This is a genomic window from Streptomyces sp. NPDC059649, from assembly GCF_042734445.1.
Taxonomy (GTDB): Bacteria; Actinomycetota; Actinomycetes; order Streptomycetales; family Streptomycetaceae; genus Streptomyces.
Genome location: NZ_JBHWDV010000015.1, coordinates 144,719 through 156,100 on the forward strand (window position 1 = coordinate 144,719; position 11,382 = coordinate 156,100).

7 protein-coding genes are annotated in these 11,382 nt (G+C 73.7%); 5 read left to right on the forward strand and 2 right to left on the reverse strand.

What is annotated here, in order from left to right; translation table 11 throughout:
- Nucleotides 1-60 precede the first annotated feature (60 nt).
- The 3 genes from ACFV1J_RS18850 to ACFV1J_RS18860 are packed head-to-tail and all read left to right on the forward strand — an operon-like array spanning nt 61 to nt 4,177.
- On the forward strand, nt 61-2,712 hold the full coding sequence (locus ACFV1J_RS18850; protein ID WP_385859454.1) for a YfhO family protein: 2,652 nt from the start codon (nt 61-63) through the stop codon (nt 2,710-2,712).
- A complete protein-coding gene (locus tag ACFV1J_RS18855) occupies nt 2,709-3,695 on the forward strand; it encodes a glycosyltransferase family 2 protein (protein WP_385859456.1) in 987 nt (328 codons plus the stop codon). The genes ACFV1J_RS18850 and ACFV1J_RS18855 overlap by 4 nt, the downstream gene beginning before the upstream one ends.
- Nucleotides 3,695-4,177 (forward strand): GtrA family protein, encoded by a 483-nt coding sequence (locus ACFV1J_RS18860; protein WP_385859457.1) that lies wholly within the window; start codon nt 3,695-3,697, stop codon nt 4,175-4,177. The genes ACFV1J_RS18855 and ACFV1J_RS18860 overlap by 1 nt, the downstream gene beginning before the upstream one ends.
- Here the strand turns inward: ACFV1J_RS18860 and ACFV1J_RS18865 are convergent.
- Nucleotides 4,135-6,342, reverse strand: coding sequence for a PIG-L family deacetylase (locus ACFV1J_RS18865; protein WP_385859459.1), 2,208 nt, complete (start codon nt 6,340-6,342; stop codon nt 4,135-4,137). The two genes, ACFV1J_RS18860 and ACFV1J_RS18865, sit on opposite strands and share 43 nt — an antisense overlap.
- Before the next feature lie 247 nt (nt 6,343-6,589).
- Between ACFV1J_RS18865 and ACFV1J_RS18870 the strand changes: the two genes are divergently transcribed.
- Complete coding sequence (locus ACFV1J_RS18870) at nt 6,590-8,998, forward strand: CDP-glycerol glycerophosphotransferase family protein (RefSeq protein ID WP_385859461.1); 2,409 nt, start codon at nt 6,590-6,592, stop codon at nt 8,996-8,998.
- A 550-nt stretch (nt 8,999-9,548) separates the two neighbouring features.
- On the opposite strand, the gene ACFV1J_RS18875 is transcribed toward ACFV1J_RS18870, so the two are convergent.
- The gene (locus ACFV1J_RS18875) at nt 9,549-10,172 is read right to left on the reverse strand and encodes a TetR/AcrR family transcriptional regulator (protein WP_385859463.1); all 624 of its coding nucleotides are present in this window, start codon (nt 10,170-10,172) and stop codon (nt 9,549-9,551) included.
- A 154-nt stretch (nt 10,173-10,326) separates the two neighbouring features.
- Between ACFV1J_RS18875 and ACFV1J_RS18880 the strand changes: the two genes are divergently transcribed.
- A complete protein-coding gene (locus ACFV1J_RS18880; protein WP_385859465.1) occupies nt 10,327-11,268 on the forward strand; it encodes an ABC transporter permease in 942 nt (313 codons plus the stop codon).
- The last annotated feature ends 114 nt before the right edge of the window (nt 11,269-11,382 follow it).

The following is an 11,382-nucleotide window of genomic DNA, read 5'->3' on the forward strand; positions in this document are numbered from 1 at the left end:
AAACGGACTATTAAGACATATAACGTTGACTGAACGTTCGCCGACCGTGGAGGAGTGCCGGTGGCTGCGACGCCCGTCACCCCCCAAGAGGCGGTCCGGCCCCGGGAGGTTGCCCGGCCGCTGCCCGGACCGGACCACCCGGCGGCGGACCGGCCGCCCCCGCGGTGGACCGCCCCCCTCACCGCGGCGGCGCTCTCCATGGCGGCGTACTGCCTGGGGCTTGCCCTGTACGGCAGTTACCCGTTCGGACCGCGCTCGCGCGCCGTGAACGACCTCGGCAATCAGTTCGTGCCCTTCCACGCCCGGCTGTGGGACCTGTTGCACGGTCAGGCCACCGGCGATCTGTTCTTCAACTGGAGCAGCGGATACGGGGTGCCGTTCCTCGCGGACTTCGTCACGTATCTGATGAACCCGTTCTCGCTGCTCGTCGGCCTCTTCCCGCGGGCCCTGGCCGACCTCCCGGTCTTCCTGGTCACGCTGCTGTCCATCGGTCTGGCCGGCGCCCTGATGACCGTCCTCCTCGGCCGGCTGCACCCGGGACCGGGGACGCTGCGGGCGCTTCTTTCGGTGGGCTACGCGCTGTGCGCCTGGGTGCTGAACGACGGCGCCGCGGACCCGATGTGGATGTGGGGGCCGGTGGCGCTGCCGCTGCTGGGGATCGCCGCGGACTGGTGCCTGCGGCGCACCCGCTGGGTGGCCGGCACGCTGCTGGTCGCCCTGGCCTGGGCGGGCAACTTCTACACGGCGGCGATGGCCACCCTCGCGACCGGGCTGGTGCTGGCGGTGCGGCTGGTGACGGCGGCCGGGATGCCGCCGGGCGCGCGGCTGCGGGCGGCCGGCCGGGCGGTCGCGACGGCACTGACCGGGATCGGGCTGGCGGCGCCCGTGCTGACCGTCACCCTCCGGGCCAGCCGGGCGGCCCAGCCCGCTCCCCCGGTCTCCTACGAGGAGCCGCCCACCGTGCTGTACCAGCTGGCGCAGTTGCTGCCCGGCGGCCACGGCGGGGTGTCCACGCCCAACATCTTCGTCGGCATGCCGGCACTGCTGCTGGTGGCCGCCTTCCCGTTCGTCCGTGCGGTGCCGGCGCGGGTCCGCATCGCCTGGTGCGCGCTGGCGCTGGGGGTGGCCGCGTCGTTCGTCTGGGAGCCGACGATCCTGCTGTGGCACGGGCTGGCGCTGCCCAACGGCAGTCCGTACCGCGCCGCGTTCGTGCTCAGCGGGATCCTGGTGATGATGTCCTGGCTGGCGCTGGCGCACCGGCCCCGGGCCGGTGAACTGGCCGCCGGCGGGGCGCTGGTGGCGCTGCTGGCGTGGGCCTGCCGGGACCAGGGCGGGGTCGGCCCGGCCACCTGGATCCTGGTGGCCGGCGGCGGCACCGCGGCCCTGGCGGCGCTGGCCGCACCGGCGGTGCTGCCGGCCGCCGGCTCCCCTGGCCGGCCGCGGACCGCGCTCACCGCGGCCCTGGCCGGCACGGTGCTGCTCGGCTCGGCGTACACGGTGTTCTCGGTGACGGCCGTACGGGGGAAGGTCACCTGGTTCCGGCCCAAGATCACCATGACCCGGACGTCCCTGGCGGCCCGCGCCGGACTCGCCGCCCGCGACGACTGGCCGCGTTCGCGCACCGACCCGGGGCCGCACGAGTTCGCCAACAACGACCCGCTGCTGCTCGGCGGCGAGGGCGGCTCCTACTACAGCAGCTATGTGCCCGCGGCCACCGCCCGCACCCTGCGGGACCTGGGCGCCGGCTGGTACATGAGGGGCCGTCACACCCTCAGCTTCGAGGACCCGGTCGGCCGGGCCCTGATGGGCGTCAGCAGCTCGCTGTTCCCCGCGGCGCAGCACCCCCGCAGCGGCTTCGTCCTGCACCGCGCCCGCCCGGCGCCGGCCCCGCTGCTGACCGTGCGCCGCCACCTGCCGGCCCGGCCGCGCGGCGCGCAGAGCGTGTTCGCGCGCCAGGAACGGATGCTGGGCGCCGCGGTCTACGAGGTGCCGGAGCTGACGCCCACCGCGGGCACGGCACCGGTGCGCGGCCGCGGCGGCTGGCTTCTGCCGCCGTCCGCGCTGCCCGCCGCGGCCGCCCCCCTGGCCGGCCCGAACGGCGCGGGCACCACGTTCACCGCCCGCTGCACCCCCGGCGGCACCGTCGTCTGGTACGCGCCCTGGTTCTGGGGCCAGGTCAGCGGGCTGGGCACCCGTACCAAGGGCATCGGCCGGGCGGACACCACGGCCAATCCGGTGCGGGTGCTGGGGCGGGTGCCGGACGACGGGACGGTCACGGTGCGGTTCATCGGCCGGGGCAGCCAGTGGCTGCCCGCGCGCCCGCTGGGCTGTCTACCGCCGGGCGCACTGGACCGGGCGGTGCGCGCGCTGCGCGGGCCGGTGGCGCTGTCCGCCGGCGGGCACCGGCTCGCGGCCCGGCTGCCGCGCGGCAGCCGGGGGCACGCGGTGCTGGCGCTGCCGGCCGTCGCGGGCTGGGGCTGCGCGGTGGACGGCGGGCCGCGGCGCGCCCCGGCGTCGTTCGGCGGGCTGCTGACGGTCCCGCTGCCGCCCGGGGCCACCAGGCTGACCTGCACGTATCTGCCGCCGGGCCTGCGTGCGGGGCTGGCGGTGAGCGGGGCGGCCGGGCTGGCGGCCGGCGCGGTGGCGGTGGGGGGTCAGCTACGGGGCCGCGGCCGGTCCCGGCGTCGCACCACCAAGGAGACCCGCGGATGAAGCTCTCCATCGTCGTCCCCTGCTACAACGAGGAGGCCGTCCTGGCCCGCTTCGACGAGGCGGTCCGGGCGGTCCTCGTCCGCCTCGGCGTCGACCACGAACTGTGCTACGTCGACGACGGCAGTACCGACGGCACCCTGGCCCGGCTGCGCGGCCTGGCCCAGCAGCACCGCGGCACCACCCGCTACCTGTCGTTCAGCCGCAACTTCGGCAAGGAGCCCGCCATACTGGCGGGCCTGCGGGCGGCCACCGGCGACGCGGTGATCCTCATGGACGCCGACCTGCAGCATCCGCCGGACCTCATCGAGAAGATGCTCGACCTCTACCAGCTGGGCCACGACCAGGTCGTCGCACGGCGCAGCCGGGACGGCGAGCGGCGGCTGCGGTCCGCGCTGAGCCGCTGCTACTACCGGGCCGTCAACACCTGGGTCGATGTCGAACTCGCCGACGGCGTCGGGGACTTCCGGCTGCTGTCGCGCACGGCGGTGGACGCGCTGCTGGCGCTGCCGGAGTACAACCGCTTCTCCAAGGGCCTGTTCTCCTGGATCGGCTTCGACACCGTCACCTTCGACTACCGCAACGCCGTCCGGGAGGCCGGCGAGACCAAATGGCGGCTCGGCGCGCTGGTCAACTACGGCATCGACGGGATGCTGTCCTTCAACAGCCGGCCGCTGCGGCTGGCCATCTACGCCGGCCTCGGCCTGGCCGCGCTCGCCGGCCTCTACGCCCTGTGGATCGTCGCGGCGGCCGTCGTCGGCGGGGTCACCGCACCGGGCTATGTGACGCTGGTGGCCATCATCGTGGGCCTGGGCGGGCTGCAGATGGTGATGCTCGGTCTGATCGGCGAGTACATCGGCCGGATCTACTACGAGACCAAGCAGCGCCCGCACTACCTGGTCAAGGAGGGCAACGCCGCCGAGGCCGCGCTGAGTGCCGCCGCCGGGCCCGCGGACGCCGCCACCGCCGGGTCGCAGGCCGGCTGATGGCCGGCCGGTCCGCGGGCGGGCGCCGGGCCGGCGGCGCCGGTCAGCTGGTGCGCTTCGCCGCCGTCGGCGCGGTCAACACCGCGACGTTCTACGCCTGTTACCTGCCGCTGCACCGGCTGCTGCCGTACTTCGCCGCCTACAGCCTCGCGTTCGCGCTGAGCACGGCCGGCTCGTTCCTGCTCAACACCTACTTCACCTACCGCACCCGCCCGACCTGGAAGAAGTTCCTGCTGTTCCCGCTGACCCAGGTCACCAACTACGCCATGCAGAGCGCCGGGCTGGTGGCGCTGGTCGGCTGGTACGGGGTGAACAGCGCGCTGGCGCCACTGGTCGCCGCCGCCTTCGCGCTGCCGGTCGGCCACCTGGTCGCGCGGCGGATCCTGCGGCCGCCCGCCCGGGCCGGCGCCGATGCCGGGCCCGTACCCGGCACCGCCGGTCAGGCCGGGGCGTCGCCGGTCCGCTCCGGCGACCCCGTCTGAGGCCGCCAGGCGCCGAACAGCGCGGTCTGCCCCACCGACGTCTGCCGGGCCGCGTACAGCCGGCCGTCGGTGCCCAGGGCGACCACCACCGCCCGCCCCGCGGCGTCCTGGGCGACCCCGGCCGCCGCGGAGTGCGACACCCGGCCCGGCTGCCACGGCTTGGGGGCGTCCTGCGCCATCGCCGTCCGCACCTCACCGGACGCGTCCCGGGCCGCGACGACCATCCGGTCCCCGCTGCCCACCGGGGCCGCCGCCACCCGCCCGTAGCCGCCGACCGGCGCGCACTGCGCGGTCACCCGCCAGCCGCCGATCCGCCGGTGCCGCTCGGCGATCAGCACCTGTGCGGTGACCGAACGGCGGTAGACGGCCCGGACCACGCCGTCGGCCAGCGGGACGAGACTGACCGGGCCGCCCGGCTGCGGCAGCCCGGTGGCCGCGGCCGGCCGCGGCAGGTGCCCGGGCTCCTTCGACACCCAGTGCGCCACCGTCCCGAGGCCCGGCGCGACCACGTGGAGCAGCCCGTCGGAGTCCACGCAGGCGTCGAGCCCGTCGACGACCTGCGGGGACGCCTTCAGGGTGCTGACCGTGCCCTCCAGCCGCTCCCACGGCGTGAAGCCGGTGCCGCCCGGTCCTGCGCGGTGCGCGATGTTGCCGTCCCAGGTGCGGACGAAGACGTGCACCGTGCCGTCCGGGGCGGCCACCGCCGCGGGGAAGCCGATCTCCAGCGAGCGTTCCGGGTCCGGGTCCGGCGAGCCCAGCGACTCCCAGCGGCCGAACAGCGGCGTGCCGTCCGGGGCGGTGCCGCGCTGGGCCGCGGTCACCAGCTCGCGGCGGTGCACGGCGGTGCGGCCCGGCAGCACCGTGCGCGAGGCGAACAGTTGCAGCGACCCGCCGGGGCGGCGCACCGCGTGGATCTGCCCCTGCAGCATCGTGCCGCCGGCCGGCACCGGCGGCCCGAACCGGCCGCTGCCGGGGCGGGTCTCGGTCCAGCAGTACGCGGTGCCGCCGAGCACCGCGAAGGCCACCAGCCGGCCGTCCTGCGCGGGCCGCAGCCAGGCGTTGGAGCCGGGGGCACGCAGCCGGGTGGAGCGGGTCCAGTTGCGGGAGCCGCCGTCCAGCGCCGAGCCGCCGACCTTGCGGTCGCCGCAGCCGGCCGGGTCGGCGCAGCGGCGGTGGTCGGCCCAGCCGTACACCGACAGCAGCCGGGCCTTGCGCCGGGCGGCCTTCAGGTCGACGTCGTTGGGCAGCGCGCCCGCCTCGTAGCCGAGGTAGTTCTCCACGATGGGCGGACGGCCGGCGCGGGGCCGGTAGGCGGCGAGGGCGGCCTGCGCGAAGTAGGCGGAGGCGGTGTGGTCCTGGTGGTCGTAGTAGCGCAGCCCGGCCAGGCGGGGGTCGCGGTCCGGGCCGGCCGGCGGCCGCTTCCGGGAGTGCACCGCGTTGGGGTCCAGGGTGCGCACCACCGTGGGGCGGACCCGGTCGAGCACCGCCACCAGGGCCGCGACGACCTGTTCGCGGCTGTAGAGGAAGTGGTGCCGTACGGGTGAGCCGGCCGGGCGGAGGGTGGGGAGGAGGGGGACGACGCCGAGCCACAGGCCGCGCAGGCTGGTGGCGCGGGCCTGCCACACGGCCCGGGCCTCCACCAGTCCCAGGAAGAGCAGTTGCTGGTGCGGGGCGGCTTGCAGGGTGTGGAGTTCGGCCTGGAAGCCGGGGAGCAGGGATATCGCGGTCAGGTGCCAGGGGGCCGTCGGGTCGCCGAGGGCCATCTCGGCGTGCGCGGCGCGCAGCCCGTTGGTGCGGGCCCGGGCGAAGGCGGGCCGGTTCCTGGGGACCCGATCGGCGTAGACGGCGTGCCTGCTGACGTTGTGTCCGTCGGACTCGCCGCCGGTGAGGCAGACGGTGACCGAGCGCGCCCCGGCGCGGACGGCCTGCTCCAGGTCGGGGTTCATGAAGTACAGGCCGTCGTCCGGGTGGGCGATGACGTGCAGGAAGGACTGGTCCGCCGGGTCGACCAGGGGCGGGCCGGAGCCGGCCGGTTCACCCGTGCGGGGGCCCTCGTCGGCGACGTGGGCCCAGACGCCGGTGCCGGCCGCCACGGCGAGCAGCCCGCCGCCGGTGAGCTGGAGCAGCCGGCGGCGGGTGACGCGGGGCGGGCGCGGCGGTGACACCTCCTCAGTATTCGGCGCCCCGGGGCCTTCCGCCCGTCCCGCTCGTCCGGAAGCGGGGCGGAAGGAGGCATTCCGCCCGTCCGAAAATTCGCCACTTACGCACATCCGTGATGAGCGCCACAGAACTTTCAGGTTACGAACAACAACCTTTTCGGGTGAACAGCGGTCAGGAGGGCTGACAATGCAAGGACCCCTTTGGGGCTTTTTTGCGTTCTGTACTCAGCTCGTCACGAGGAGTAAGCACCGCATGTCCGAGACAGTCCTCGACCCCGTCGTACCCCGCTTCAGCATCATCGTGCCCGTGTTCAGAGTGCAGGGCTTCCTGCGCGAGTGCATGGATTCGGTGCTGGCGCAGGACTTCACGGACTTCGAGGTGATCGCCGTCGACGACTGCTCACCCGACCGCAGCGGCGCCATCCTCGACGAGTACGCCGCTCGCGACGACCGCGTCCAGGTCCTGCACCTGCCGGAGAACGTCGGCCTGGGCCTGGCCCGCAACGCGGGGCTGGAAAAGGTCCGCGGGGAGTACATCCTCTTCCTCGACAGCGACGACACCCTCACGCCCGGCGCGCTCGACGCACTGGCGGAGCGGCTGGACGCCAGCGGCAGCCCGGAGATCCTGATCTTCGACTACGCCCGGACCTACTGGGACGGCTCGGTCCGCCGCAACCTCCTCGCCGACCGGCTCGACGAGTCCGGCGCGCCCAGCTTCACCCTCGCCGAGCGCCCCGAGATCCTCGACCTGCTGCAGATCGTCTGGAACAAGGCCTACCGCCGCGACTTCGTCGAGGAGCACGGCTTCACCTTCCCGGTCGGCTACTACGAGGACGCCCCCTGGACGTTCTGCACGCTGATCACCGCGAAGTCCATCGCGGTCCTCGACCGGGTCTGTCTGCACTACCGCCAGCGCCGGCAGGGCGGCAACATCCTGCGCACCACCAGCCGCAAGCACTTCGACGTCTTCGACCAGTACGAGCGGGTCTTCGGCTACCTCGACGCCCACCCGGAGCTGTCGCGCTGGCGCCCGCACATGTTCCGCAAGATGATCGACCACTACCTGACGGTGCTGGACAAGCCGGGCCGGCTGCCGCAGAACGCCACCGCCGAGTTCTTCCACCGCGCCGCCCGCGACTACCGCCGGCGGCTGCCGGCCGGCTTCGTCCGCCCCGCCGGGGTGGCCGGCGGCAAGTACGCGCTGCTCGCCAAGGACGCCTACCCGGCGCTGGCCGGCCTCAAGGTCGCCGGCAAGGTGCAGCGCACGGTCCGCAAGCACGCCGGCAAGAAGGTCCGCCAGGCCAAGAAGAAGGCCATGGACCTGCGCTACCAGGCCCTGCTGCGGCAGCCGCTGGACGAGAACCTCGCGGTCTACTCCGCGTACTGGAACCGGCTGCCGGCCTGCAACCCGCTGGCGATCTACGAGAAGGCCAAGGAACTCGCCCCCCACGTGCACGGCGTGTGGGTCGTCAAGCAGCAGGTGGCCGACTCCGGCGAGATACCGGCCGGCGTCGACCACGTCGTGCTGAACTCGCCGCGCTACTGGGAGGTCATGGCCCGCGCCAAGTACCTCGTCAACAACGTCAACTTCGCGGACGGCGTGGTCAAGCGCGAGGGGCAGGTCCACCTCCAGACCCACCACGGCACCCCGCTGAAGTCGATGGGCGTCGACCAGAAGCGCTACCCGGCCGCCGCCAAGGGCATGAGCTTCCGCAAGCTGCTGGCCCGCGCCGACCGCTGGGACTACTCGCTCTCCTCCAACCAGCACACCACCGAGCAGTGGGAGCGGGTCTACCCCTGCAACTTCGAGTCGCTGGACGCCGGTTACCCCCGCAACGACGTCTACTACCGGGCGAGCGCCCAGGACGTCCTGGACATCCGCGAGCGCCTGGGCGTCGCCCCCGGCAAGACCGCGGTCCTGTACGCCCCGACCATGCGCGACTACCAGGTCGGCTACGTACCGCGGCTGGACCTGGAGAAGATCTCCCGCGAACTGGGCGAGGACTTCGTCCTGTTGGTGCGCACCCACTACTTCTACGACCAGGACGCCCGCCTCCAGGAGCTCCAGGAGCGCGGCGCGATCATCGACGTGTCCGGCCACCCGGTCGTCGAGGAGCTGTGCCTGGCCGCCGACGCCCTGGTCACCGACTACTCGTCGATCATGTTCGACTACGCCAACCTCGACCGGCCGATCATCAACTACACCGACGACTGGGACACCTACGTCCGCTCCCGCGGTGTCACCTTCGACCTGCTGTCGGGCAAGCCGGGCGACACCCCCGGCGTCCTCGCCACCACCGAGGACGAGCTGATCGACGCCTTCCGCAGCGGCCGCTGGGACGACGAGCGGGCCACCGAGCTGCGCGCCGCGTTCCGCGCGCGGTTCTGCCAGTGGGACGACGGTCACGCCGCCGAGCGCGTGGTCCGCCGGGTCTTCCTCGGCCAGGGAACCACCCCCGACCCGCTCCCCCAGCACGACCGCACCGTGGCCCCCACCCCGCGCGCCGCAGCCGCCGCAGCGGGCCTGATCAAGCTCCCGTCCCCGCGTACCGCGGCGGACGACGAGGCGACCGGCGCCACCGCCCCGGCCACGCCGGGCACCTCCGGCTCTTCGCGCTCTTCGGGCGACTCGGACGACTCGGACGTGGAAATGGCCGGCTGAGCCCCCGGCTGACGCCGAACCTCTGAGCCCACACGTCACTGCCCCCGGCCGGAACCCCGGCCGGGGGCAGTGGTGCATCGGGGTGCGGTGGGGGTGCGGGGGCACTGGGGGGCGAGGGGGGGTCCGATGGGGGTCGCGCCGGTGGTGGGCTGGTGGTCCGCCGGAGGTGGACAGGTGGCGCGCTGCAGGTGCACCGCTGGTGCGCTGGTGGTGCAGGCGCGGTGCGCTGGTGGGAGCGCGCGTGCTCGGGCGCGACTGCGGCTCTCCCGGTCGCCACTGCGGCTCCCTCGGGCGCGACTACGGCTCTCCCAGGCGCCACTGCGGCTCACTCGATAGGTCTGCGGCTCCCCCCGTCGCGACTGCGGCTCCCTCGGCAGCGACTGCGACTTCTCCCACGAGCCCGCCCCGTCGCTTCCTGCGGGAATACCGCCCCCCTCCCCCGGGTTGTGGCCCCGCAGGGGCCCGCGTGTCCCCTACGGGATCCGTTCGCCCCCTCCCTAGGTGACTTCCCCCACCCCCACCCCGCCCCGCCACCCCCGCCCGGCTTCGTTCAGTCCGCCCCGAGGGCCGCCGCCACCGAGTCGGCCAGGGCGTCGAGGTAGCCCTTGGGCAGCTCGTCGCGTACGACCAGCAGCCGCCAGTACAGCGGGCCGGTCAGCAGGTCCAGCGCGAGGCGGGTGTCCACGTCCTGCGGCAGCTCGCCGCGCGCCACCGCGCTGGCCACCACCGCGGCCGCGACGCCCTCCTGGCTGTCGTGCAGCGCCGCCTGCAGCGCGGTCGCCAGCTCCGGGCTGCGCGCCGCCTCCGCCAGCAGGTCCGGGATGATCTGCGAAGCCATGGGGTGGCGCAGCGCCCGGGCCGCGACCTCCAGCAGCATCCGTACGTCCCCGCGCAGCGACCCGGTGTCCGGGGTCGGCAGGCCCGCGGCGGCCACCGCGGAGACCACGTCCAGGACGAGGTGCAGTTTGGAGCGCCACCGCCGGTAGACGGCGGTCTTGCCGACCCCCGCCCGGCGGGCGATGCCCTCGATCGACATCCGGGCGAAGCCCACCGCCGCCAGCTCCTCGAAGACCGCCGCGCGGATCGCCTCGGTCTTGTCCTCGCGCAGTACCGCGGCGCCCGCCGGGACGCGCCGGCCCGCCGCGGGGTCGTTCCCGTTGCCGTTCTTTGCCATGGCTTGAGCCTAGCGTCACGACGCTACGGTTGCGTTTCGACGCGAGCTCCCTTTAGTGTCGGCGTCGCGACGATACGGACCCGTTCCGTCGTCGGACCCGTTCCGTCGTCGCACTCCGTTCTGCGGCCCCCGTACGCAAGCGAAAGCGGCCCCCATGCCCCAGACCCTCACTCCCCCGGCCCCGGCTCCGGCCCCGGCACGGGAGCCCGGCCCCGGTACCGCCCCCGACCCCGAGCTGCGCGCGCTGGCCGAACGCCACGGCCTCACGGTGAGCGGTGCCCGCCCCTCGCTGCCGGAGTACACCCGCCAGCTGTGGCAGCGGCGCCACTTCATCACCTCGTTCGCCACCGCCCGGCTCACCGCGATGTACACCACCGCCAAGCTCGGGCAGCTCTGGCAGGTGATCACCCCGCTGCTCAACGCCGCCGTCTACTACTTGATCTTCGGCGTACTGCTCGACACGAGGAAGCACGTCCCGGACTTCATCCCGTTCCTGGTGACCGGCGTCTTCATCTTCACGTTCCTGCAGAACTCGGTGATGGCCGGTACGCGGGCGATCTCCGGCAACCTCGGCCTGGTGCGGGCGCTGCACTTCCCGCGGGCCTGTCTGCCGATCTCCTTCTGCCTGGCGCAACTCCAGCAACTGCTGTTCTCGATGGGCGTGTTGGGGGTCATCCTGCTCTGCTTCGGGCAGCTGCCGACGTGGTCCTGGCTGCTGGTCGTGCCGGCACTGACCCTGCAGTTCGTCTTCAACACCGGCCTGGCGATGGTCATGGCCCGCCTCGGCGCCCGGACCCCGGACCTGGCGCAGCTGATGCCGTTCGTGATGCGGACGTGGATGTACGCGTCCGGCGTGATGTTCAGCATCAGCGTGATCCTCCAGGGCAAGCACCTCCCGAAGATCGTGGAGCTGCTGCTCAACGCCAACCCGGCCGCGGTCTACATCGATCTGATGCGCTTCGCGCTGATCGACAGCTTCACGGCGGGCCAACTGCCGCCGCACGTCTGGGCGTTCGCGGCCGGCTGGGCGCTGGTGGTCGGCATCGGCGGCTATGTGTACTTCTGGAAGGCCGAGGAGCGGTACGGACGTGGCTGAGCTCATGACGGAAGAGAAGAACGGCGTGCGGCCGACGGCGGCCGCCCAGGAGCGGATCCCGACCGTGATCGCGGACGATCTGCACATCGTCTACCGCGTCTACGGCACCGGCGC